This window comes from Pseudomonas flavocrustae, assembly GCF_029872515.1.
Classification (GTDB): domain Bacteria; phylum Pseudomonadota; class Gammaproteobacteria; order Pseudomonadales; family Pseudomonadaceae; genus Chryseomonas; species Chryseomonas aestiva.
Genome location: NZ_JAPDIQ010000011.1, coordinates 100,594 through 124,419 on the forward strand (window position 1 = coordinate 100,594; position 23,826 = coordinate 124,419).

At 66.9% G+C, this 23,826-nt stretch carries 21 protein-coding genes and 1 pseudogene; 11 read left to right on the forward strand and 11 right to left on the reverse strand.

What is annotated here, in order from left to right:
- The 5 genes from ugpE to OMP44_RS21200 all read right to left on the reverse strand — a co-directional run bounded on the left by ugpE (position 1) and on the right by OMP44_RS21200 (position 5,611).
- Positions 1–846, reverse strand: coding sequence for a sn-glycerol-3-phosphate ABC transporter permease UgpE (gene ugpE, locus OMP44_RS21180; RefSeq protein ID WP_273862985.1), 846 nt, complete (start codon positions 844–846; stop codon positions 1–3).
- Complete coding sequence (gene ugpA / locus OMP44_RS21185; RefSeq protein ID WP_187978544.1) at positions 843–1,730, reverse strand: sn-glycerol-3-phosphate ABC transporter permease UgpA; 888 nt, start codon at positions 1,728–1,730, stop codon at positions 843–845. Before ugpA ends, ugpE begins: the two co-directional genes overlap by 4 nt.
- Positions 1,731–1,805: 75 nt before the next feature.
- Entirely contained in the window at positions 1,806–3,122 is a 1,317-nt protein-coding gene (gene ugpB, locus OMP44_RS21190) for a sn-glycerol-3-phosphate ABC transporter substrate-binding protein UgpB (RefSeq protein ID WP_133862913.1), read from the reverse strand.
- Positions 3,123–3,328: 206 nt separating this feature from the next.
- Complete coding sequence (locus OMP44_RS21195) at positions 3,329–4,519, reverse strand: MFS transporter (protein WP_280311038.1); 1,191 nt, start codon at positions 4,517–4,519, stop codon at positions 3,329–3,331.
- Positions 4,520–4,750: 231 nt separating this feature from the next.
- Positions 4,751–5,611 carry a LysR family transcriptional regulator gene (locus tag OMP44_RS21200; RefSeq protein ID WP_280311040.1) on the reverse strand — a complete coding sequence of 287 codons (861 nt, stop codon included), beginning with the start codon at positions 5,609–5,611 and terminating at the stop codon, positions 4,751–4,753.
- 97 nt (positions 5,612–5,708) lie between these two features.
- Here OMP44_RS21200 and OMP44_RS21205 point away from each other — a divergent pair, with 97 nt between their 5' ends.
- A complete protein-coding gene (locus OMP44_RS21205) occupies positions 5,709–6,614 on the forward strand; it encodes a DMT family transporter (protein ID WP_187978541.1) in 906 nt (301 codons plus the stop codon).
- 73 nt (positions 6,615–6,687) lie between these two features.
- Here the strand turns inward: OMP44_RS21205 and OMP44_RS21210 are convergent, their stop codons facing one another.
- The 4 genes and pseudogenes from OMP44_RS21210 to OMP44_RS21225 all read right to left on the reverse strand — a co-directional run bounded on the left by OMP44_RS21210 (position 6,688) and on the right by OMP44_RS21225 (position 9,937).
- A complete protein-coding gene (locus OMP44_RS21210) occupies positions 6,688–6,843 on the reverse strand; it encodes a hypothetical protein (RefSeq protein ID WP_007162553.1) in 156 nt (51 codons plus the stop codon).
- Between the two features lie 169 nt (positions 6,844–7,012).
- Positions 7,013–8,026: a GlxA family transcriptional regulator gene (locus OMP44_RS21215; RefSeq protein WP_280311044.1), complete on the reverse strand. Its 1,014-nt coding sequence runs from the start codon at positions 8,024–8,026 to the stop codon at positions 7,013–7,015.
- A gap of 98 nt (positions 8,027–8,124) precedes the next feature.
- Positions 8,125–8,451 (reverse strand): annotated as a pseudogene (locus OMP44_RS24805) (aromatic ring-hydroxylating oxygenase subunit alpha); the annotation flags it as partial.
- A 520-nt stretch (positions 8,452–8,971) separates the two neighbouring features.
- The gene (locus OMP44_RS21225; RefSeq protein WP_280311047.1) at positions 8,972–9,937 is read right to left on the reverse strand and encodes a LysR substrate-binding domain-containing protein; all 966 of its coding nucleotides are present in this window, start codon (positions 9,935–9,937) and stop codon (positions 8,972–8,974) included.
- 342 nt (positions 9,938–10,279) lie between these two features.
- On the opposite strand from OMP44_RS21225, the gene OMP44_RS21230 reads away from it, so the two are divergent.
- The 10 genes from OMP44_RS21230 to OMP44_RS21275 all read left to right on the forward strand — a co-directional run bounded on the left by OMP44_RS21230 (position 10,280) and on the right by OMP44_RS21275 (position 21,957).
- Positions 10,280–11,314: a quaternary amine ABC transporter ATP-binding protein gene (locus tag OMP44_RS21230; RefSeq protein WP_280311049.1), complete on the forward strand. Its 1,035-nt coding sequence runs from the start codon at positions 10,280–10,282 to the stop codon at positions 11,312–11,314.
- Between the two features lie 50 nt (positions 11,315–11,364).
- A complete protein-coding gene (gene proW / locus OMP44_RS21235) occupies positions 11,365–12,321 on the forward strand; it encodes a glycine betaine/L-proline ABC transporter permease ProW (RefSeq protein ID WP_187978539.1) in 957 nt (318 codons plus the stop codon).
- Between the two features lie 46 nt (positions 12,322–12,367).
- A complete protein-coding gene (gene proX, locus OMP44_RS21240) occupies positions 12,368–13,393 on the forward strand; it encodes a glycine betaine/L-proline ABC transporter substrate-binding protein ProX (protein WP_059313808.1) in 1,026 nt (341 codons plus the stop codon).
- A 205-nt stretch (positions 13,394–13,598) separates the two neighbouring features.
- A complete protein-coding gene (locus OMP44_RS21245) occupies positions 13,599–14,915 on the forward strand; it encodes an NAD(P)/FAD-dependent oxidoreductase (RefSeq protein WP_280311052.1) in 1,317 nt (438 codons plus the stop codon).
- A 50-nt stretch (positions 14,916–14,965) separates the two neighbouring features.
- Positions 14,966–15,868, forward strand: coding sequence for a dihydrodipicolinate synthase family protein (locus OMP44_RS21250; RefSeq protein ID WP_187978536.1), 903 nt, complete (start codon positions 14,966–14,968; stop codon positions 15,866–15,868).
- Positions 15,869–15,870: 2 nt separating this feature from the next.
- The gene (locus OMP44_RS21255) at positions 15,871–17,361 is read left to right on the forward strand and encodes an aldehyde dehydrogenase (RefSeq protein WP_187978535.1); all 1,491 of its coding nucleotides are present in this window, start codon (positions 15,871–15,873) and stop codon (positions 17,359–17,361) included.
- 376 nt (positions 17,362–17,737) lie between these two features.
- Complete coding sequence (locus OMP44_RS21260; RefSeq protein ID WP_263259714.1) at positions 17,738–19,192, forward strand: amino acid permease; 1,455 nt, start codon at positions 17,738–17,740, stop codon at positions 19,190–19,192.
- 86 nt (positions 19,193–19,278) lie between these two features.
- Complete coding sequence (locus tag OMP44_RS21265) at positions 19,279–20,157, forward strand: GntR family transcriptional regulator (RefSeq protein WP_133862901.1); 879 nt, start codon at positions 19,279–19,281, stop codon at positions 20,155–20,157.
- Positions 20,158–20,236: 79 nt separating this feature from the next.
- The gene (gene yejK / locus OMP44_RS21270; RefSeq protein ID WP_017640943.1) at positions 20,237–21,244 is read left to right on the forward strand and encodes a nucleoid-associated protein YejK; all 1,008 of its coding nucleotides are present in this window, start codon (positions 20,237–20,239) and stop codon (positions 21,242–21,244) included.
- A 275-nt stretch (positions 21,245–21,519) separates the two neighbouring features.
- Positions 21,520–21,957 carry a hypothetical protein gene (locus OMP44_RS21275; RefSeq protein WP_017640942.1) on the forward strand — a complete coding sequence of 146 codons (438 nt, stop codon included), beginning with the start codon at positions 21,520–21,522 and terminating at the stop codon, positions 21,955–21,957.
- A gap of 321 nt (positions 21,958–22,278) precedes the next feature.
- On the opposite strand, the gene OMP44_RS21280 is transcribed toward OMP44_RS21275, so the two are convergent.
- Together OMP44_RS21280 and OMP44_RS21285 are read right to left on the reverse strand one after the other, a co-directional pair.
- Positions 22,279–23,184 carry a hypothetical protein gene (locus tag OMP44_RS21280; protein ID WP_280311056.1) on the reverse strand — a complete coding sequence of 302 codons (906 nt, stop codon included), beginning with the start codon at positions 23,182–23,184 and terminating at the stop codon, positions 22,279–22,281.
- Positions 23,185–23,306: 122 nt separating this feature from the next.
- Positions 23,307–23,822 carry a dihydrofolate reductase gene (locus OMP44_RS21285; protein ID WP_187978532.1) on the reverse strand — a complete coding sequence of 172 codons (516 nt, stop codon included), beginning with the start codon at positions 23,820–23,822 and terminating at the stop codon, positions 23,307–23,309.
- Positions 23,823–23,826: the final 4 nt, after the last annotated feature.

Sequence of the window (23,826 nt, forward strand, 5' to 3'; positions counted from 1 at the left end):
TTACTTTTCGCTATCCACCAGACCGCGCACGAAGGCGCGTTGCATGACCATTACCACCGCCACCGGCGGGATCAGGGTGAGCAGCATGGCTGCCATCACCTGGTTCCATTGCGGCACCCGTTCGCCGAGCGAGAGCATGCCGCGAATGCCCGCCACGGCCGTGCCGAGGTCGGGGTTGCTGACGATCAGCAGCGGCCAGAGGTACTGGTTCCAGCCGTAGATGAAGGTGATGACGAACAGCGCCGCCAGGTTGGTCCGCGACAGCGGCAGGACGATGTCGCGGAAGAAGCGCAGCGGCGAGGCGCCATCGATGCGCGCCGCTTCGAGCAATTCCTCGGGCAGCGTCAGAAAGAACTGGCGGAACAGGAAGGTGGCGGTGGCCGAGGCCATCAGCGGCAGGGTCAGACCGGCGTAGCTGTCCAGCATTCCGAGATGGCCGATGGTGTCCACGGTGGGAAAGATGCGCACCTCCACCGGCAGCATCAGGGTGATGAAGATCAGCCAGAAAGCCAGGGGGCGCAGCGGAAAGCGGAACCAGACGATGGCGAAGGCCGAGAGGATGGAGACCGACAGCTTGCCCAGGGTGATGCCCAGCGCCATCAGGAAGCTGTTGAGCAGCAGCAGCCAGAAGGGTGCGGTGCTGTTGCTCACGCCCTGGGTCCAGATCAGGCTGAGGTTGTCCCAGAGATGGCGCCCCGGAATCAGGCTCATGGGCGTGGCGAACACCGCCCGGTCGTCGAGGGTGGCGGCCACAAAGGCCACATAGAGCGGAAAGAGGATGACGCCGATGCCCAGTACCAGCATCAGGTGGCACAGCAGCGTCAGCCCGCGACGATTCTCGATCATTGATAGCGCACCCGGCGTTCGACGTAGCGGAATTGCACCACCGTGAGCACGATGACCAGCAGCATCAGCACCACCGACTGGGCGGCGGAGGCGGCGAGATCGAGTCCGGTGAAGCCCTCGCGATAGATCTTGTAGATCAGGGTGGTGGTGGCCTGCACCGGTCCGCCGCCGGTGGCCGCGTCGATCACCGGAAAGGTGTCGAAGAAGGCGTAGACCAGGTTGACCACCAGCAGGAAGAAGCTGACCGGCGCGATCAGCGGCAGCGACAGCTGCAGGAAGCGGCGCAGCGGCCCGGCGCCGTCGATGGCGGCAGCTTCCAGCAGCGAGCGCGGGATGGATTGCAGCGCGGCGAAGAAGAACAGGAAGTTGTAGCTGATCTGCTTCCACACCGAAGCGAGCACCACCAGGAACAGCGCCTGACCGGCGTTCTGGGCGTGGTTCCAGTGATAGCCGTAGCGCTCCAGCAACAGGGTGAGCAGACCGAGACCGGGGTTGAACAGAAAGATCCACAACACCGCGGCAATGGCCGGGGCCACCGCATAGGGCAGCAGCAGCAGGGTCTGGTAGATCCGGCTGCCACGCACCACCAGATCGACCAGGGCGGCGAGGACCAGGGACACCAGCAGGCCGCAGCCGGTCACCAGGGCGCTGAAGGTCAGGGTGGTCCAGAAGGAGGCCAGATACAGCGGGTCCTGGAACAGCTGACGGAAGTTGTCGAGGCCGACGAACTGGCTGGACAGGCCGAAGGGATCGACGCTCTGCAACGAGTACCAGAGCGTCTTGCCGGCGGGCCAGAGAAAGAACACGGCGGTGATCGCCAGCTGCGGCGCGAGCAGCGCATAGGGCAGCCAGCCGGAAGGAAAGACCTGACGGGATGTGGACATGGGCGCACGCATCGTCGCGAAAAGAGGAGCGGCGCCGGCACTCGTCGGCAGGCGCCGCCAGGGCGGACCCCAGGCTTACTGGGTGGATTTCTCGAAGCGGCGCAACAGCACGTTGCCGCGCTGCACGGCAGTATCCAGCGCCTGTTGCGGGGCCTGCTTGCCGGTCCAGACGCTTTCCAGCTCTTCGTCGATCACCGCGCGGATCTGCGGCATGTTGCCCAGGCGCAGGCCCTTGGTGAAGGCCAGTGGCGGCTTGTTCAGCATCTGCCGGGTGGCGATGTCCGCCCCCGGATTCTTGCTGTAGAAGCCCTGCTCGCGGGTCAGGTCGTAGGCCGCCTTGGTGATCGGCAGGTAGCCGGTCTGCTGGTGCCATTCGGCGGCGATCTCCGGCTGCGCCAGGAAGGCGAGGAATTCGGCCACGCCGCGCTTCACCGCGGCATCCTGACCCTTGAACACCCAGAGGCTGGCGCCGCCGATGATGGCGTTCTGGGGAGCGCCCTTGAGGTCGCCGTCGTAGGGCATCATGGCCACGCCGAAGTCGAACTTGGCGTAGTGGCGGATGTTGGCCAGCGAGCCGGACGAGGTGGTCAGCATGGCGCAGTCGCCGTTGTAGAACTTCTCCGTGGGTTCGTCCTTGCGGCCGACGTAGGTGAAGTCACCGCGCTTGCCCATCTCCTGCAACAGGGCGATGTGCTTGACCTGGGGCGCCTGGTTGAAGTCCAGCACGGCATCGGTCCCCAGGTAGCCGTTGTCCCGGCTGGCGAAGGGCAGGCCGTTCCAGGCGCTGAAGTTTTCCAGCTGCACCCAGCTCTGCCAGCCGCTGGTGTAGCCGCACTTGAGACCGGCGGCGCGCAGCTTGGCGCTGTCCTCCGCCAGGTCCTTCCAGGTCTTGGGCGGCGCTTCCGGATCGAGGCCGGCCTGCTTGAAGGCGGCCTTGTTGTAGTAGAGCACCGGGGTGGAACTGTTGAACGGCATGGACAGCAGTTGACCGGTCTTGGCGTCGCTGTAGTAGCTGGCGACGGTGGGTACGAAGCCCGCTTCATCCAGCTTCAGGCCCGCGTCCTTGAACACCTGGTAGACCGGCTCGATGGCCCGGGAGGCCATCATGGTCGCGGTGCCCACCTCGTAGACCTGCAGAATGGCCGGCGGCTTGCCGGTCCGGAAGGCCGCGATGCCAGCGGCCAGATTCTGCTCGTAGTCACCCTTGTACACCGGCTGTACCTGGAATTCCGGGTGCGCCTGGTTGAAGCGCTGGGCCAGGGAATCGACCTCCTTGCCAAGCTCCGCATCCATTGAATGCCAGAAGGGAATGGGCGTCGCCGCCCACACCGGGCCGCTACTCACCAGCCCGAGTACCAATCCCAACGTCATACCGCGAAGCGAAGCCTGCATGTCTGTGCCGCCCTTATCGATAGCCTGAGGATCGAAGGCGCGAAATCGCGCCTTCCTGTTCGAAAGGCAACATGCCAGGCAGAGATGACAGTCAGGCTACAGCGAAGACAGCACGCACGGTCCCGCCGAAAGGACCGTCGTAGAGCCTTTCGCGGGCAAAACCCCTGGCAGCGCGGCGGCAGCCTGGCGCGGCCAGCTGCCAGGCGCTAGCAGCGACTCGCGGGCGGCGGCGCCAGGGTCAGCCGCTGCACCAGGCTGGGCACCAGGCTCAGCACACCCAGCAGCGCCATTCCCAGGCCAACCCACAGGGGCGCGCGCAGGCCCTGGCCGGCATCGATGGCCGCGCCGCCGGCCCAGGCCCCCACTGCCAGGCCCGCGGTGATCACCGAGGTATGCAGGGTGTTGACCAGGGGCCCCGGGGTGGCCGCGGCCATGACCCGGGCGACCATGGCCGGGTTGAGCGCCACTCCGGTCAGGCCGATCAGCGCCAGGGCCAGGAGGCTGGCCGCGGCATTCTCGGCGCAGCTGACGAACAGGGCGAAGCCCAGCGCCAGCACCGCCAGCCCGACGCCCTGCACCTTGAGGGTGTAGCGATCGGCCAGGCGGCCCACCAGCAGATTGCCCAGCACGTTGGCGAGGCCGTACCCCATCAGCAACCAGGGAATGGTGGTGGACGCGAAGCCTGTCACCTGGATGAAGATGGGCGAGAAGTAGCTGAAACCGGCGAAGGTCGCGCCGATGATCAGGCCGCTGGTGAGGTAGGCCGCCCAGAGCCGGGCGCTGACCAGGGTGCGCAGTTCACCGCCCAACTGCCCGGCCACGCGCGCCGGCGTGCGCGGCACGCACAGGCCGACCAGCAGGGTGCAGCAGGCCGCCAGCAGGGCGACCGCCCAGAAGCTGGCGCGCCAGCCGGCCAGTTGCTCGATCAGCACCGTGCCCGGCACTCCGAATACCGGCGCCAGCATGAGGCCGGACAGGATCAGCGAGGCCGCCCGGCCGCGGCGATCCGGCGTGACCAGGTTGGCGCCCAGGGTCAGGCACAGGCCGATGCTGGCGGAGCTGGCGATGCCCATGAGCACCCGCCCCGCCGCCATCACCGGATAGCTGGCCGCCAGTGCGGCGACCACGGCGCCTACCAGATAGAGCGTCAGCAGCCACAGCAGCGCCGATTTTTCCGCCAAGCGCAGGGCCAGCAGCAACAGGGTCAGCGGCGGGCCGCCCAGGGCCATGCCTAGGGCATACCAGGAAATCAGATAGCCGATCTGGCCGATGGAGACGCCGAGATCGGCGGCCAGCGCCGGCATCATGCCGGCCACCATGAATTCGGCGGTGGTCAGCGCGAAGATGGTCAGGGCCAGCAGATAGATGAGACGGGGGATGGCGGGTGGGGCAGTCATGACAGCGGGATATTCCAGAAAAAGCGGACAGGAGCGGCGGTAGCGGGCCGGATGTAGGGGCCGATCCCGGGTATCTCGGGAGGCAACAGCTCAGGCGGTCGCAGAGGGTCCGAGTGGTCTCGGGAGGTGTCCGTTCCAGGCGGAACGATGAATCGACAGGCGGCAGGTCGCGCGCCAGGGTCGGCACCTTAGTGGCTGCACGGTCGCCCGGTCAAACCTCGCGCCGCCTGGCTAGAGGCGAAAGTCCTCGGCGATCAGCCCGGCCAGAGAGGCGCAGGCGGGGCTGCGCTCACCGGGCGGCGAGGCTAGCCGCAGCTCGTGCACCGGCAGTTGCGCAAAGCCCTCCTCCGGCTTCAGTTCACGCATCGGCGGGGTCATGCGCGCCCGGTCGGTGATGGCCACGGCCTGGCCCAGTTCGACCGCCGCTTCCAATGCCGAAGAGGCGGCGCTGGTCACCACCGCATGCCAGCGCCGGCCCTGGCGGATCAGCAGGTCGATGCCCAGTTCGCGATAGCTGCAGCCTTCGCCGTGCAGCGCCAGGGGCACGCTGGCGTTCGGGCTCAGTTGCAGCCCGGGACCGGCGACCCACACCGGCTGGGTATGGCCGAACCTCTGGCCGTCCGCCCGATCGGTGCGGGGCGGTCCCACCAGCAGCGCCAGGTCCAGCAGTCCCTGGCCGAGCCAGCGCCGGAGCTGGCTGCTGTTGCCGGTCAGCACCTGCAGGACGATCCCGGGATGCTCGCCCTGCAAGCGCGGCAGCACGGCCTTGAGCAGGCGGGCGGCATAGTCCTCGGCCACGCCCAGGCGCACCTCGCCCACCACCGGCTGGCCGGTGAGACCGGCGAGGATGCGGTCATGGGCCTGCAGCAGGTCGGCGGTCTCCAGCAGCACGCGGCGCCCGAGCGGGGTCAGGGTCACCGCCTGGTTGTCGCGCTCGAACAGCCGGCCGCCGGTCTGCTCCTCCAGTCGGCGGATCTGGCTGCTCACCGCCGAAGGACTGCGATTGAGCTGCAAGGAGGCGGCGCGAAACTGCCCCAGCCGCACGATGGTGTGGAAGGTACGCAGGACGTCGATATCGAGAGGTGCAGGCATGATGCGTTTTTATCGAACCATAGCTACCGATAATGTCGTTTGAGTGTATTACTACCCTGGGCCAGGCTCAAGGCATCCCGTCATCTGGAGCCCGGCCATGCCTGCCATCCTGTCTTCCCCGCTGCTGCGCCAGCTCGCCCTGGTGCTGTGCTGGAGCGCCGGTTTCGTTGGTTATCGCTACGCAGCGGACCAGGCCCCTACCCTGCTGGTGACCTTCTGGCGCCTGCTGCTGGCCGCCGTGCTGCTGCTGCCCTTCGCCTGGGCCGAGGTGCGGCGATTGCCGCTGAAGATCATCGGCCAGCAGGCGGGCATCGGCGTGCTGGCCTTCGCCGGAGCGGCAGGGCCGGCCGCCAAGGCCATCGAACTGGGCGTCTCACCCGGGCTGGCGGCGCTGCTGTCGGATCTGTCGCCGCTGCTGGTGGCCCTGGGTTGCTGCCTGCTGCCGGGCCAGCGCACCAACGGGCGCCAGTGGCTCGGCCTGGGCCTGGGCCTGACGGGCGTCCTGCTGGCCACCGGCGCGGGCGTGGGACTGGGCGTGGCCCCCGGCTGGGCCTACGCCCTGCCGCTGGGCAGCGCCCTGGCCCTGGCGCTGGCGACCCTGGTGCAGAGTCGCGTGCCGCCGAGCCGACTGGCGTTGCGGACGCAGCTGTTCATCCAGCTGGCGGCCAGCAGTCTGGTGATGCTGGGGGTGGCCGGGGTGGAAGGTCCGCTGACCCCACCGCTGACCCTCGGCTTCGCCCTGGCGGTGCTCTGGTTGTTGATCCCGACCCTGCTCGGCTTCGGCCTCTACTGGCTGTGCCTGCGCCAGGGCAGCCCCCAGGCGGTGAGTGGCGCGCTCTACCTGAGTCCGCCAGTGGCGCTGCTGTGGGCCTGGGCCTGTTTCGACGAGCCGCTGGCGCCGGGCATGCTGCTCGGCCTGCTGTTCGCCCTGGCGGGCTTGCTGTGCCTGAATGCGGCGGAGCGGCCCCGGCAGCCGGAGCCGGCGCTGGCATCGGGCAGCTGACTCTGGCGGGAAGGTGCGATACTGACGGTCGTCAGCACCGGGAGGCCTCGCGTGCTGCGAGGCTGGCAGAGGGTCAGGCTTTGTCGTCGGCCTGCTCGTCGTGGTCCTTGAGCGCGGGTTTCTTGCCCGGTTGCGGCGCGTGCTCGGCATCGGGTGCGATGTCCTCGCCCTGATGCTTCTTTTCCTGCTGCACTTTCTTGTCGTGGGCGACGTTACGTGGGTCAGTCATGGGACATCCTCGCTCGGTAGGTCATCAGGTTATCCGTCGCCGCGTCACGCAAGCCGTGTTGCGCCGGGATAAGGCTTCGAGCGGGACGGCAGGCAGCCGTTCCTGTGCGCCGACGAAACGCTCTGGGGCGCGCCCTCTGCGCTTTGCCCCAAGCGCAGCGCCAGGCGGCTCAGTACTTCAACCGCCGCTCCTTGGACGGCGGATAGCCGAAGTAGGCCGAATATCTCTTGCTGAAGTGGGTGACCGAGGTGAAGCCGCAGGCCACCGCCACCTCCAGCACCGACAGGGTGGAATGCTGCAGCAGGCGGCGGCCCTCGGTGATGCGGAGCTCCAGGTAATAACGCATGGGCGCGGTATCGAGCTGCTCGCGAAACAGCCGCTCGACCTGGCGCCGCGAGCGGCCGGCGTAGTCGCACAGTTGCTCGATGGTGAGGGGCTCCTCGATGTTGGCCTCCATCAGGGTCACCACCTCGCGCAATGGCGGGGTCATCTGCACCTTGAGCGTCGGATTGACCTGGCGAAAGCGCGATTCCTCGAAGGCCAGGATGTTGACCAGGCCATCGGCCAGGGCGCTGCCGCACTGGGCGCCGATCCATTCGAGGAAGAGGTGGAAGGCGCCGCTGGGACTGGCCGCGGTGAGGCGATCGCGATCCAGCACATGGCTTTCCGCCGAGGTCTTGCAACCGCGCACCCGTTCGCTGAAGGCGCTGCGTTGCTCGGGATGGATGGCGCAGCGATAGCCGTCCAGCATCCCGGCCTGACCCAGTTGCCAGGCGCCGTTCCACAGGCCGCAGAGGGTCACCTGCTGCTTGGCCGCGCGCAGCAGCAGCGCCTTGAGCCGCGGGTCCAGCTCCAGCGGCGTCCGCAGGCCACCACAGACCACCAGCAGATCGAAGCGGGCGCTCTCCGCGGCGCGGTAGTCGCCGTCCGGACGGATGACGATGCCGAGGTCACTGAGCACCTCGGCGCCGGTCGGGCTGTAGGTCCGGGTAGCGAAGGTCCCGGCGGCCAGCAGGTTGGCGGTGACCAGGGTATCCAGCGCCTGGGTGAAGGACGGCAGGGAAAAGTGATCAAGCAGGATGAAGCCGACCAGCCGGGAAAATTCCGGCCGCGACCGCGTCGACTGCAACTGCAGGTAGTTCTTGCCCTGGATACCGCTGCCAAAGGTTCTCGAATCGATCACGTCCTACCGCCCCGCTCCTTGCCTCGGGCCCATCCTAGCCCAAAGCTGCGTTCCCACTTGGCGGGAGAACCGCCGCCCACCATGTCGCCAGCGACCAGGGTCCTGTCGAAATCAGCGTTCACCTTGCCGGCGAACAGCAGGCTGCCGTCCGGTTCGTAGGTCCACCTGTGATAGGGGCAGACCCGCTTGGCAACCTTGCCCTGCTCGCGCTCGCAGACCTTGGCACCGCGACGGCGACAGGCGTTATGGAAGGCCCGCACCTGACCGTCCTTGCGGCGCATCACCGCCACCGGGTAGTCGCCGATCTGCAGAGTGAGATACTGGCCGGGCTTGGCGATCTCGAAGGTGTGGCCGGCGAAGATCCAGTCGCGATGCCAGAGTCGTTCGAGGTCCTGGCGACGGACCTCGGGATCGCTGTACAGCGCGCGGGCCGGTTTCGTAGCCGAGGCAGAGGGCTTCGGGCAGGTCGCGGCCGCTGATACGGCGGCCCTGGGCGTGCAGGGCATCGGCCAGCGCCAGCAGTGACGGGACCGTGGTGCGGCATGGCCCTTGGAGGTGAAGTGCCCCTCGTGGGCGTCCAGGCTGTCGGCGGTGAACCCTCCCGCCCAAGCCGCGCCCAGCAGATTCACCGGGGTGCCATCGAAAGGCAGGCGGCTCATGAATTCGCCACCGGGATAGTGCTTGCGCGCATAGCCATAGAGCGTCTGACCGGTGGCATTGGACACCGCCACGGCCAGGGTGCCGAGGATGTCCAGCAGGCTCTTCTGCAGGATGGCCCGGCTAGGGCGCGGTACCTGGTCGAGGGTGAGGGCTTGGCAAAAGGCGTAGAGCGACATCCGCGGACTCCCTTGTTGTTGGCTGCCGAGGTTGGCCGGCAACAGACAATGAGTCAGGGTCGGGCGCTGGCTCCAACGACTTTTTCGCCGGGCAAAGGATAACCGCAGGTCAGGCGGGCGCCCGGCCGAGACGGCCGAGCAGCCACTGCTGGAAGCGCCGCACCGCCTCGCTGTCTTCCATTTCCTCGCGGATCGATAGGTAGTGGCGGCTGTTGCGCAGGACTACCTGCTCCTGGATCGGCCGCACCAGCTGGCCCTGTTCCAGCAGCGCCGCCACCAGGTGATTCCAGCCCAGGCTGATGCCCTGGTGCGTCAGCACCATGCCGATGATCAGGTTGTAGTCGTTGGCATTGAACAGCGGCGGACGCCCGGCCGGACGCTCGTCCAGATCGATGCCCTGGAAGGCCAGCCAGACGCCCCAGTCGACGTGCTCGGCCACCTGGGAGCGACCGTAGGGACTGAGGTTGAGCAGGGCCGCGTCGCGTACCCCTTCGAGGGTGCGGATCTGCGGATAGCGTTCGAGATACAGCGGCGAGCACACCGGATAGATGATGTCGTGGAACAGCGCCGTGCTGCGATAGCCGTCGCGCACCTTGGGCATCTTGGTGATGAAGGCGTCCGGCTGCACCCCCGGCTCCATGGCCAGGAAATTCTGGGTGGTGACCAGATTCAGTTCGATCTCGGGGTGGCTGGCGAAGAAATCCGGCAGGTGCTGAGACAACCACAGTGCCGAGAACGCCGGCGAGCAGCACAGGGTGAGCATGTGCCGGGCGGTCTGGTTGCTGCGGATGCGTTCGGCGGCCTGGGCGATGTTGACGAAGGATAACTGGGCCGCATCGAAGAACAGTTCGCCCGCCGGGGTCAGCGCCACCGCGCGCCCGACCCGACTGAACAACTGAGCCCCGAGATAGCCCTCCAGCTCGCGGATCTGTCGACTGATCGCGGCCTGGGACACGCACAACGCCTCGGCGGCACGGGTGAAACTTGCGTACTTGGCCGCCGCGACAAAGGCCTTCACCGCGCGCAACGAAGGCATTTTCAGCAGCAGAGTATCGGGATCGACGGCTTTGGACATCGCAACTCTCGACGGACGAAAAAGGGGCGGACAAACAGTATTGGCCAAGGCCGCGCGACCTTGGAGCCTTTGGAGACGCCAGGCATATCTCGCGGCGACACCTCTGGCGCGCTCAGCAAAATCATAACGTGACGTTATCAAATCAGGGCTGGAAATGTTGTTGGATTTGCCCGGGGTCAGCTTATAGATTTGCTGAAAAGCCCCGTTCCGAGGGCCATCAGAACAACAAGAAGGGACCGCCGTCGTGAAGACAGACACCCATTTCCTCTGCCCAGCATCTCTCATCAATCAGAACTGCACAGCGGTGGTGACTGCCTGTGCTGGGCGCGAAGGAGGCATGGCATGACCCGCTCCGACGAAATCATCTCGGTCCGCAACATCTACAAGGTGTTCGGCTCTCAGGCGGACACCGCCATGGCGCTGGTCAGGGCGGGGGCTTCCAAGGCGGAGGTGTTCGAGAAGACCGGCCAGGTCATCGGGGTCTTCGACGCCAGCTTCTCGGTCATGCGCGGCGAGATCTTCGTGATCATGGGACTGTCCGGCTCGGGCAAGTCGACCATGGTGCGGCTGTTCAATCGCCTCATCGAACCCACCGCTGGCACCATCTTCCTCAACGGCCGGGAAATCACCGGCCTCAGTGACACGGACCTGTTGCAGGTCCGCCGCAAGGACATGGGCATGGTGTTCCAGTCCTTCGCCCTGATGCCGCACATGACGGTGCTGGACAACGTCGGCTTCGGTCTGCAGATCAGCGGCGTCGCCGAGAAGGAACGCAACAGCCGCTCCATTACCGCGCTGCGCCAGGTCGGCCTGGCCGGCCAGGAAAACTGCTATCCGCACCAGCTCTCCGGTGGCATGCAGCAGCGCGTGGGCCTGGCCCGGGCGCTGGCCAACGATCCAGCCATCCTGCTGATGGACGAGGCCTTCTCGGCCCTCGATCCGCTGATCCGCCACGAGATGCAGGGTGAGCTGATCAAGCTGCAGCAGCAACAGGACCGCACCATCATCTTCATCTCCCACGACATCGAGGAAGCGGTCCGCATCGGCCATCGCATCGCCATCATGGAAGGCGGCCGGGTGGTGCAGATCGGTACCCCGCGCCAGTTGCTGTGCCAGCCGGCCAACGACTACGTGCGCACCTTCTTCAACGGCTTCGACGCCAGCCGCATCCTCAAGGCCGGCGACATCGCCCAGCGGGATGCGCAGATCGCCTATAGGCCCGGTCGCGAAACCCCGATCACGGCGGACACGCCGATCAGGGACATCTTCGGCACCGTGGCCCGCGCCAGTGCGCCCGTGCCGGTCGTGGACGCCGCCGGCGCCTATCAGGGCTGCATCTCCCAGGGTCGCCTGCTGAGCTATCTCGGCGGCCACTGATCGCTGTTTTCCTTTGTTGAGGGCGCGCAGGCGCGCCGGAGGCCCCGCTCATGTCCGATTTCAGCATTCTCGATCCCTTCAAAACGATCACCGTTCCGGTGGGCTCCTGGGTGGAAGCCGCGCTGCGCTACCTGGTGCACAACTTCCGCGAGGTGTTCCGCTCCATCCGCTGGCCAGTGGACCAGGTCCTGGACGGCATCCAGGCCGCGCTGATGTCGGTGCCGCCGACCGTGTTCATCCTGCTGGCCGCCCTGCTCGGCTGGCAGATCGGCGGTCGCCGCATCGGCATTCTGACCCTGGCCATGCTTACCGCCCTGGGGCTGATCGGCGTGTGGAACGATGCCATGGTCACCCTCGCCCTGGTGCTCACCTCCCTGGTGTTCTGCGCGGTGATCGGCATCCCGCTGGGCATCCTCAGCGCCCGCAGCAATCGCCTGGAAATGTGCATCCGCCCGCTGCTGGACGCCATGCAGACGCTGCCCGCCTTCGTCTACCTGGTGCCGGTGGTGATGCTGTTCGGCATCGGCAACGTGCCGGGGGTCATCGTCACCATCATCTTCTCGCTGGCACCGCTGGTGCGCCTGACCAATCTGGGCATCCGCCAGGTGCCAGAAGACAAGATCGAAGCCGCCCGTGCCTTCGGCTGCACGCCCTGGCAGATGCTGGTCAAGGTCCAGCTGCCGCTGGCCGCGCCGACCATCATGGCCGGGGTCAACCAGACCCTGATGCTGGCGCTGTCGATGGTGGTGGTGGCCTCGATGATCTCGGTCGGCGGACTCGGCCTCATGGTCCTCAGCGGCATCGGTCGCCTGGACATGGGCCTGGCCAGCGTCGGCGGTATCGGCCTGGTGCTGCTGGCGATCTTTCTCGATCGCTTCACCCAGGCCATGGGCGAGCGCAGCGCCCACCTGGCCACCGGTCAGCGCTGGTACCACAGCGGCCCGGTCGGCCTGGTGGTGCGTCTGGTCGGCAAGAAAAAAGCGCTGCCGCAGCCGGTTACGCCTTGAACCTGCCTTTCACCGCAGAACATCAACTCACAACGACAGGTGCTCCATGAATCTTTCCGCATGCAAGAAAGCGCTCCTGACCGGCTTCGCCGCCTCCCTCCTGGGTCTGGCCCTGAGCGGCGCCGTCCATGCCGCTAGCGCCGACCAACCCGGCGCCGGGGTGAAAGTCACGCCGATTTTTCCCACCATCGCCGAAGAACGCTTTCGCGGCGAGATCGCCATCGCCGGCCTCAAGGCGCTGGGCTACGACGTCAAGGCCCCCAAGGAAACCGACTACCCGGCGCTGTTCCTGGCGCTGTCCTATGGCGACGCCGACTTCACCGTGCACATGTGGGAACACATGCACCAGGCCTTCTATGACAAGGCCGGCGGCGACGACACCATGGTCAAGGCCGGTAACGTGATGCCAGGCGTGCTGCAGGGCTTCATGATCGACAAGAAGACCGCCGACCAGTACCACATCAAGGACATCTCGGACTTCAAGAAGCCGGAAATCGCCAAGCTGTTCGACAGCAATGGCGACGGCAAGGCCGACCTTACCGGCTGCAACCCCGGCTGGGGCTGCGAGGTGATCGTCGAGCACCAGCTCAAGGCCTATGGCCTGAACGACACCGTCACCGACAACCGCGGCTCCTATTTCGCGCTGATGGCCGACACCATCCAGCGCTACAAGGACGGCAAGCCGATCTTCTACTACACCTGGGTGCCGCAGTGGATCTCCAGCGTGCTGGTGGAAGGCCGGGACGTTGTCTGGCTACCAGTGCCCTTCACCTCGCTGCCCGACGGCAAGAACGACGTGAACACCACCTTCGAGGGCAAGAACCTGGGCGCTCCCATCGACAACGTCGTGGCGGTGATCAACAAGGACTTCGCCAGGAAGAACCCCGCCGCGGTCAAGTTCCTCTCGGAGCTGAAGATCGCCACCGCCGACGAAAGCGCCCAGAACCTCAAGATGCAGAACGGCGAGAAATCGCTGGACGACATCAAGCGTCAGGCCGCCGAGTGGATCAAGGCGCACCAGGCCGAGTGGGACGGCTGGCTGGCGGACGCCCGCGCCGCTGGCCAGAAGTGATCGCCTAGACGGCGCCAGCGCGCCGTGACCGGGCAGTAGTCGGGCACAGCGCCACCACGACGTACCGGACCGCCGGGCCTGAACGGCCTGAGCCCGCGGCCCGGTCCTGAACGACCTCAAGCGACATCCTGCCTCCCCGGGAGGCGGGCAAGCCCTGTGCGCCTCGCGTTCAGGCCAGACGCTTCACCAGAGACGGTTGCGCACCATGAAAGTCCAAGCCCTGCCCGCCGACGACAACACCTGTGGCTGGTACCACACCAGTGCCCCGCGCACGCCCCGGCCCAGCCATCGCGGTCATAGCGAGGCGCCCTGGGTGGTGGTCGGCGCCGGTTTCACCGGTCTCGCTGCCGCGCGGCAGCTGGCGCTGAAGTTCCCGGACGACGAGGTGATCCTGGTGGAGGCGCAGGAGGTCGGTCTGGGCCCGGCCGGGCGCAATGCCGGCTTCGCCATCGACCTGCCCCATGACATCGGCGCCGAGGACTACATCGGCGACATCGGCATCGCCCGCACCGTGCTCAAGCTGAACCTGAGTGGCCAGGCCTACCTGCGCCGGCAGGTCGAACGCTACGGCATCGATTGCCAGCTGCAGGCCTGCGGCAAGTATCAGGCCGCTGTCGAGGAACGCGGCCTGGCAGTGCTCGATGCCTACCGGCGCGGCCTGGACAAGCTCGACCAGCCCTACCAGATGATCGAACGCGAGACCCTGCCCGAGCACCTGGGCACGGACTTCTATCAGCGGGCGCTCTATACCCCTGGCGCGGTGCTGATCCAGCCCAGCGCCCTGGTCAAGGGTTTGGCCGAGAATCTACCGGCCAATGTCACGCTCTTCGAGCGCACGCCGATCCTGGACGTGGACTACGGTCCGCGCCCCGAGCTGCGGCATGCCGCTGGCCGTATCACCGCCGGCAAACTGGTGCTGGCCAACAATTCCTTCGGCCAGCACTTCGGCTTCCTGCAGGGGCGCATGCTGCCGATCTTCACCTACGGCAGTCTCACGCGGCAGTTGACGCCCGACGAGCAGGCGCTGCTGGGCGGCAAGCCCTTCTGGGGTGCCATCCCCGCCGATCCCTTCGGCACCACGGTGCGGCGTACCCCCGACCAGCGCCTGCTGATCCGCAACAGCTTCAGCTTCAACCCCGATGGCCGCAGCAATCTCAAGCATTTGCAGCGGGTGCTGCAGCGTCACCAGGCCTCCTTCGCCCGCCGCTTTCCCATGCTGCCCAAGGTGACCTTCGAGTACACCTGGGGTGGCGCCCTGGCCATGACCCGCAACCACAACGGCTTCTTCGGCCAGCTGGCCCCCAACGTCTATGGCGCCCTGGGCTGCAACGGCCTGGGCGTCACCCGCGGCACCGCCACCGGCAAGCTGCTCGCCAACTGGCTGGCCGGCGAGCGCGACGAACTGATCGATTTCCTACTCGCCGCGCCCGGGCCCAATGCCAACCCACCGCAGCCGTTCCTCTCGGCCGGCGTCAATTTCAACCTCTTGTGGGGGCAGTACCGCGCCGGCTGCGAAAGCTGACGGCCGCGCCCTCCCCGCTGACATCCGTGCAACCTCTGGAGGCTCCACCCATGAACTTCGACGGCATCTACACCCCGGCCATCACCCCGCTCAAGGCGGACGGCGCCATCGACCAGGCCGGTTTCGCCCAGGTCCTGGAATACCTGATCGAATCCAAGGTGCACGGCATCGTGGTCGGCGGTTCCACCGGCGAGTACTACGCCCACAGCGGCGAGGAGCGCCTGGCGCTGATCGCCCAGGCCTGCGACGTGGTGGGCCAGCGCCTGCCACTGGTGATCGGCACCGGCGCCATCCGTACCGAGGATTCGGTGCAGTTCGCCCAGGCCGCCCGTGAGCACGGGGCTGATGCCCTGCTGGTCGGCACCCCGCCCTATGCCCTGCCGACCCAGCAGGAGATCGCCGAGCACGTACTGACGGTGGATCGCGCCGCCGACCTGCCGATCATGCTCTACAACTATCCGGGGCGGATGAACGTGGCCATGGGCGAGGACTTCTTCGCCGCCATCGCCGGCTGCCGCAACGTCCAGTCGATCAAGGAAAGCAGCGGCGACATGGCGAGTCTGCACCGCCACGCGGTCAAGCGCCCGGACCTGCAGCTTTCCTGCGGCTGGGACGACCAGGCCCTGGAATTCTTCGCCTGGGGCGCGCGCAGCTGGGTCTGCGCCGGCTCCAACTTCGTGCCGCACGAGCACGTGGCGCTCTACCAGGCCTGCGTGCTGGAGCAGGACTTCGCCAAGGGGCGCCGGATCATGGCGGCCATGCTGCCGCTGATGGATTACCTCGAAGGCGGCAAGTTCGTGCAGTCGATCAAGTACGGCTGCGAACTCGCCGGCCTGCCCAACGGCGGCGTGCGTGCCCCGCTCAAAGGCATGACCGCAGCCGAGCAAGCCGAACTGGCGCAGGTGATCACCGCGCTGAAGAGCAACGTCGCCCGTATCGTCCAGGGAGCCTGACCATGACCGATCTGCTGAGCAAAGCCGCCTACGCCGACCTCGCCGCCACCGTCGAGCTGCGCACCCAGGCCTTTATCGATGGCGCCTTCGTCGCCACCCGGAGCGGCCAGACCTTCGTCACCACCAACCCCGCCACTGGCGCTGAACTGGCGCAGGTGGCCGCCTGTGGCGCCGCCGACGTGGACGCCGCCGTAGCCGCCGCCAAGACCGCCTTCGAAGACGGTCGCTGGAGCGGTCTGCACCCTTCCGCGCGCAAGGCCGTGCTGCAGAAATTCGCCGCCCTGCTGGAAGAACACGCCCATGAACTGGCGGTGGTGGAGAGCCTCGACAGTGGCAAGCCGGTGCGCGAGTGCCAGACCATCGACGTACCGGAGACCATCAACACCCTGCGCTGGCACGCCGAGCTGATCGACAAGATCTACGACGCCACCGCCCCCACCGGCGCCGGCGCCCTGGCCATGGTGGTACGCGAGCCCATCGGCGTGGTCGGCCTGGTACTACCCTGGAACTTCCCGCTGCTGATGCTGGCCTGGAAGATCGGTCCCTCGCTGGCCGCTGGCTGCTCCATCGTGGTCAAGCCGGCCAAGGAGACCACCCTCAGTGCCCTGCGGGTAGCCGAGCTGGCCCACCAGGCCGGGGTGCCGGCCGGCGTGTTCAACGTGGTGCCCGGCAGTGGCAAGGAGGCCGGCGAACCCATCGGCCGGCATCCGGACATCGCCGCGGTCAGCTTTACCGGCTCCACCGACACCGGTCGGCTGTTCCTCAAGTACGCCGCCGAATCCAATCTCAAGCGCATCGTCCTGGAACTGGGCGGCAAGAACCCCGCCGTGGTGATGAACGACGTCGAGGATCTCGACCAGGTCGCCCAGCACGTGGTCAATGGCGCCTTCTGGAACATGGGCGAGAACTGCTCGGCATCGTCGCGGCTGATCGTCCATCGCGAGGTCAAGGATGCCCTGCTGGAGCGCGTCCAGGTCCACCTGCAGGACTGGCAGCTGGGCGACCCGCTGGACCCGGAGAACCGCCTGGGTTCCATGGTCAGCAAGGCGCATTTCGACAAGGTCCGTTCCTACCTGGAGCACGCCAGCGAGCAGCAGCTCAAGGTGGTGACCGGTGGCGCGACCCGCGATGGCGTCTATGTGGAGCCGACCATCGTCGACGGCGTGGCGCGTGACAGCCGCCTGTTCCGCGAGGAGATCTTCGGCCCGGTGCTGAGCGTGACCCCCTTCGATACCCTCGACGAAGCCCTGGAGCTGGCCAACGACACCGCCTACGGCCTGGCCGCCTCGGCCTACACCGGCAACCTGCGCAATGCCATCAAGCTGGCTCGCGGCATCCGTGCCGGCATCGTCACCGTCAACTGCTTCGGCGAGGGCGATGCCTCCACCCCCTTCGGCGGCTACAAGGAGTCGGGGTTCGGCGGGCGCGACAAGTCGCTGTGGGCCCACGACCAGTACACCGAGATCAAGACCATCTGGATCGACGCGTCCTGATCTCGGGCTAAAGACGCTACCCGGTCCGCTGCCGCAGCGCAGCGGACCGTCCTCCCCTGCCTGGCCGCGCTCGACCTCAGTATCCTGGCTGAAGACGTGGCGGCGGTCCGCCGTTCGCTGCTGCGCTGATCACGCCGGCTAGCGCTTGCCCTGTACCGCCTCCCGTAGCCAGAACGGCCGTGCTGGCTTCCTCGCCCGGCCGCGCACCGACGACCGCCATCCCACCTGGCGCCCTTGGCCTGCTAAGCTTCGCGGCTTTTTTGGCGCTGCCCGCGCCGACGGCCGCGGGCGTTCCGCACACCACCCTTCATTCGACGACCGCGACTGGCCGCCAGAGCCAGCGCCGGCCCCCGTTAAACTGCCAGCTGGAATTCCCATGTCCACCGCCTCTCCGAGTCTGCAGCGCCGGCTCAAGCCCCGCCACCTCAACATGATCGCCATCGGCGGCTCCATCGGCACCGGGCTGTTCGTCGCCTCCGGCGCCACCGTGGCCACCGCCGGCCCGGGCGGCGCCCTGGCGGCCTATGCGCTGATCGGCCTGATGGTCTACTTCCTCATGACCAGCCTCGGCGAGATGGCCGCCTACCAGCCGGTGTCGGGTTCCTTCTCCATCTATGGCAGTCGCTTCGTCGAGGACGGCTTCGGCTTCGCCCTCGGCTGGAACTACTGGTACAACTGGGCGGTGACCATCGCCGCCGAACTGGTGGCGGCGCAACTGGTGATGGGCTTCTGGTTTCCCGAGGTGCCCGGGCTGATCTGGAGCGCACTGTTCCTCGCGCTGATGTTCCTGCTCAATGCGGTGTCGGTGCGCGGCTTCGGCGAGAGCGAATTCTGGTTCGCGCTGATCAAGGTGGCCACCGTGGTGGTCTTCATCGGCCTGGGCCTGGCCGCCATCCTCGGCATCTTCAGCGGCATCGAGCCGCCAGGCCTGTCCGTGTTCACCCAGGGCGAGGCGCCCTTCGTCGGCGGCCTGCAGGCCATGGTCGGGGTGGCCATGATCGCCGGCTTTTCCTTCCAGGGCACCGAGCTGATCGGCATCGCCGCCGGCGAATCGGAAAATCCGCGCAAGAACGTGCCCATCGCCATCCGCCAGGTGTTCTGGCGCATCCTGATGTTCTATGTGCTGGCGATCTTCGTCATCGGCATGCTGATCCCCTATACCGATCCGCGCCTGCTGCAGAACGATGCCACCGACGTCTCCGTCTCGCCGTTCACCCTGCTGTTCGAACGCGCCGGCCTGGCCTTCGCCGCCAGCCTGATGAACGCGGTGATCCTCTCGGCGGTGCTCTCCGCCGGCACCTCGGGCATGTACGCCTCGACGCGGATGCTGCACAGCCTGGCCGAACAGGGCAAGGCGCCGCGGCTGTTCGCCCGCGTCTCGCGCAATGGCGTGCCGCGCAACGCCCTGCTGGCCACCACCGCGGTGGGCGCCCTGTGCTTCTTCACCTCCCTGGTGGGCGACAAGGCGCTCTATGGCTGGCTGCTCAACACCTCGGGCATGTGCGGCTTCATCGCCTGGCTGGGCATCGCCGTGTCCCACTATCGCTTCCGCCAGGGCTACCTGGCCCAGGGTCGCCGGCTGGAAGACCTGCCCTACCGTGCCAAGCTGTTTCCCTTCGGGCCGCTGCTGGCCTTCGCCCTCTGCCTGGTGATCACCCTGGGGCAGAACTATGCCGCCCTGTTCGGGCCGCACGGCGTCGACTGGCTGGGCCTGGCCGCCACCTACATCAGCCTGCCGCTGTTTCTCGCCGTCTGGCTGGGCTATCGCTGCAAGCACGGCAGCCGGCTGGTTAAGCTCAAGGACATGGACGTCAGCCCGAGCGGCGACTGAGCGCTCGCCCGCGGGACCCGCCGGCTGCGCCCGGCGGGTCCCGTGCTAGCATCCCGGATCTTTCCGATCGACTCGCCAGCGCTGCCATGGGCACCACCCTCGCCTCCCAACTGATTCCTGACATCCTCACCTACATCGCCTCGCACCAGCTGGCGGTCGGCACCCGGCTGCCCGAGCGCGCCCTGGCCGAGCGGCTGCGGGTGTCGCGCTCGCCGGTGCGCAGCGCCCTGCAGCAGATGGCCGACCAGAGCCTGCTGGCGCGGCATCCCGAGGGCGGTTTCGCCGTGGCCGCCGCGGCCCTGGACGCCACGCCCCAGGCGCGCGAAGAGGTGTCCGCCAGCGAACGCCTGTACCTGACCATCGCCCGCGACCGCATCGAGGGCGAATTGCCGCTCAAGGTCACGGAAAACGAGCTGATCCGCCGCTACCAGGTCACCCGTGGGCAACTGGCCGATATCCTCAGGCGCATCGTCCAGGAAGGCTGGGCAGAGCGCCTGCCGGGCTACGGCTGGAGCTTCGTCGAAGGTCTCACCTCGCCAGACGCCTATGCCCAGAGCTATGCCTTCCGCCTGCTGATCGAGCCGGCTGGCATCCGCGACGCCGGCTTCACCTTGGATGCCGGCGAATTGCGGCGCTGCCGCGACGAGCAGGCGCTGCTGGCCGCGGGCCGGGTGTTCGAGGCCTCGCCCGCGGAGATCTTCGACGCCAACACCCGCCTGCACGAGACCATCGCCCGCTGCTCGGGCAATGCCTTCATCCTCGATGCACTGCGCCGGCTCAATCGCCTGCGCCGCTTGATCGAATACCAGAAGTCGGTGGATCGCGAGCAGGCCCAGCGCCGCTGTCAGGAGCACCTGCAGCTGATCGACCTGCTGCTCGAGGATCGCCGTGAAGAAGCCGCGGTCTTCATGACCCGCCACCTGGGCAACGCGCTGCAGGAAAAGCAGGCCACGGCGGCGCGCTGAGCCTGCGGCGCCCAGGGCCTGCCCGCCAGGGCGCGGGGGCGTTAGACTGGCGGACTTTTCTCCGTTACCCGAGGCCGTCATGCCGATCCGTCACGCCATCGTCCATCTGATCGACAAGAAGCCCGACGGCCAGCCCGCGACCCTGCACGCGCGGGACGCCGAACTGGCCGACTCCCAGGCCATCGAGAATCTGCTGGCCGATCTCAACGACAGCTACAACGCCAAGCCCAACAAGGCCTGGGGCCTGTTCCACGAGGAATCCGGCGCCTATCCCTTGAGCGGCTGGCTGCATGCCTACCTGGAAGGCGAGCAGGACTTCGTCGCCTTCAGTCGCCAGGCGGTGGAGCACCTCAAGGGGCTGATGGAGAGCAGCAACCTTTCCACCGGCGGCCATGTGCTGTTCGCCCAGTACCAGCAGGGCATGACCGACTACCTGAGCATCGCTTTGCTGCACCACAGCGAGGGGGTGACCGTCACCGAGAGTCTGGAAGTGGCCCCGGCCAAGCACCTGGACCTGGGTCAGCTGCATCTGGCCGCGCGGATCAACCTTTCGGAGTGGCGCAACAACAAGCAGTCGCGCCAGTACATCTCCTTCATTCGCGGCAAGGGCGGCAAGAAGGTCTCAGATTACTTCCGCGACTTCATCGGCTGCCAGGAAGGCGTCGACGCCAAGGGCGAGACCCGGACCCTGCTCAAGGCCTTCAGCGACTACGTGGAGAGCGAGGACCTGCCGGAAGAGGCCGCCAAGGAAAAGACCGACACCCTGGTGGACTACGCCAGTAGCCAGGCCAAGCGCGGCGAGCCCATGGCCCTGGACGCCCTCTCCGAGCTGATGGATGACCAGGCACCGCGTGCCTTCTACGACTACATCCGCAACAAGGATTACGGTCTGGCCCCGGAGATCCCGGCGGACAAGCGCACCCTCAATCAATTCCGCCGCTTCACCGGCCGTGCCGAGGGGCTGTCGATCAGCTTCGAGGCGCACCTGCTGGGCTCGCGCATCGAATACGACGAAGGCCAGGATCTGCTGATCATTCGCGAGGTGCCGACCCAGCTGAAAGACCAGCTCAAGCGGCGCAATGACTAGGCTTCGTCCGAAAAGTCGCCGCGCGAAGGTCAGGCAAGGCGAAAATTCGTGAGGAAGCGGCGTTTACGAGCAGTAGATGAGCGTTCGGAACGGCTTTTCAACGCAGCCTGGCCGAGCGCAGGCACTTTTCAGCCAGGCCCCGGTGACCGCCGGGCCGCTGGACACCTGGGGTTGCAAACGCGATCACCGATCGGGCGCCCCCGGCTGGACAGCGGCCGGCCAAAGGGGGCACAAGATGTCCCTTCTTTTCCCTATCTGCCGAAAAAGTCGAAACCATGAGCCAGTACCCCTTCGAACGCCGCATCGTCATCACCCTGCAATCGAACAACGAACTGACGCTCGACGCCGCCCTCGACCAGGCCGTGTCGCGCATCAAGCAGGGCGAGACCCACGGTGGTGACGAAGGCCTGGCCACCGCCTACAGCTTCCATGTGGACACCGTCGCCGAAGGCCCCTCCGGTCCGGTGGACCTGGGCGAATACCTGGGCCGTCCGGCGACCAAGGCCGAGCAGAGCGTGGTGGACGCCGGCGTGGTCCCGCGCTTCCGCCTGGGCCAGACGGTGGCCGTGCAGGTCGGCAATGGCGAACCCAAGCCCAGCAGCATTCAGGAAGTGCGCCTTTTTCCCCAGGTGGAAGGCCCTTGCTGGCTGTACCTGGTGGAAGAGCGCGTCCACCGCGACTACCTGCCGGCGAAGAAGCTGCGGGCGATCTGAGGGCATCTTGGCGTTGGGCTTCGCTGCGCTCAGCGCCAACCTACCGCTCTGACGTAGGTTGGGTTGAGACGGCTCCATCGTCGAAACTCAACAGATAGACCTGAGCGCCACGATGTTGGGCTTCGCTGCGCTCAGCGCCAACCTACCGACCGCGTAGGTTGGGATGAGACGGCTCCATCGTCGAAGCCCAACAGACAGGTCTGAGCGACACGATGTTGGGCATCGCTGCGCTCAGCGCCAACCTACCGCTCTGACGTAGGTTGGGTTGAGACGGCTCCATCGTCGAAGCCCAACAAGCAGGTATTAGCCCAACAGCGTCACTCAACCAAAGGCGGCGATCTGGCGATAGAGCGACAGCGAAGGCGCCGCCGTCGCGCCGGTCATCTGGGTGAGGATGCTGCCATCCAGCGCGGTGCTCGCTTCGGCGTCCTGCCCGTCCGCCGGTTGCGTCGTCCATTGGGGTGCGCCATCCGCCCCGGTGGTGACGCCAAGGGTCGGCGCCGCCAACGCGGCCGTTTCCTGAGCCGCCGCAGTCGCCACCCCGCCAGCGCTAAGGCCATCGATGAGCTGGCTGTTCAACTGACCCGACTGCCAGTCCGGTGCGCCCGGATTCAGGGTCCCGAGGATGCCGGAATCCTCGGTGGCGGCAGGTGCCCAGTTCCAGGAAGCGGACCCCTGCGCCTGCGGGGAGAGACCGGAGAAGGCCACGTTGGCGCCATCGGTACCGCGCTGCGCCCCTTCGAAATAGGCCAGCTGACGCTCAGCCGAAGTAAAGGTGCCGGAATCGTCACTGGCGATCCGGGTCAGGCTGTCGCTGTCCAGATTGGCGAAGGGATCCTGGGTGGAGGCGTCGGCATAGCGACTGTCGTCATGGTAATAGCTCACCAGCAGGTGGTTGGCCGCCTGCTTGGCCAATTGCACGCGGTCGGCACTGGCAGCCTGGGGCAGTTCGCCGAGCACGGCGGCATCGGTGCCCTGGCTGCGGATCTGCTGCTGGAGGATCTGCATGAAGCCATCGAGATCGCTGTTACCGTTCGACTGGCCCGGCAGCAATCCGGCTATGAGCTGGGCGGCGGGCGACAGATCCACCGCCACATCGGTGCCGGCTGGGATTCCCCCCGCGCTGGTGGAGTCACTGGCGGATGCGCCCTGACTGGCGGTAACGCTCGGATTGGCAGGCTGAGTCCCTGCCATTGCCGTCGAAGTCTGGCTGTCGATCGCCCTCATGGTCGTGCCCTCCGGCCGCCCAGGCGGCCTGCCTCAGCGTCTTTATGCCATACCCGTCTTAGGTTTTACTTAAGGTCGAAACAATGACCGGAGCCAGGCGGGAAGGCTGCAGGCGACCGCCCCTAGGCCCGGCGCTCCCAGACCTCGCAGGCATAGGCCGGACGGTCGTCCTCGGCCGCATGTTCCTGGCGCGAGACAAGCTCCCACTCCGCCTCCTGCCAATCGGGAAAGAACACATCCCCGGCCGGCGCCAGGGCGACCCGGGTCAGGTAAAGGCGCTGGGCCACCGGCAGGGCTTCGGCGAACAGCTGGGCGCCACCGATCAGCATGATCTCGCTGGCCTCGCGCTCCCGGGCCCAGGCCTCGGCGCGCTCCACGGCAGCGGCCAGCGAGGTCCGCACCTCGGCACCTTCGGCCACCAGATCAGTCTGACGGGAGACCACCAGATTCAGTCGGCCCGGCAACGGGCGGCCCAGGGAATCCCAGGTCTTGCGACCCATGACCAGCGGCTTGCCGAGGGTCACGGCCTTGAAATATTTGAGCTCCGCCGGCAGGTGCCAGGGGAGACGATTGTCGATGCCGATGACGCCGTTGTCGGCCACGGCGACGATCAGGCTCAGGGGAAGAGAGGTTTTCATGGTG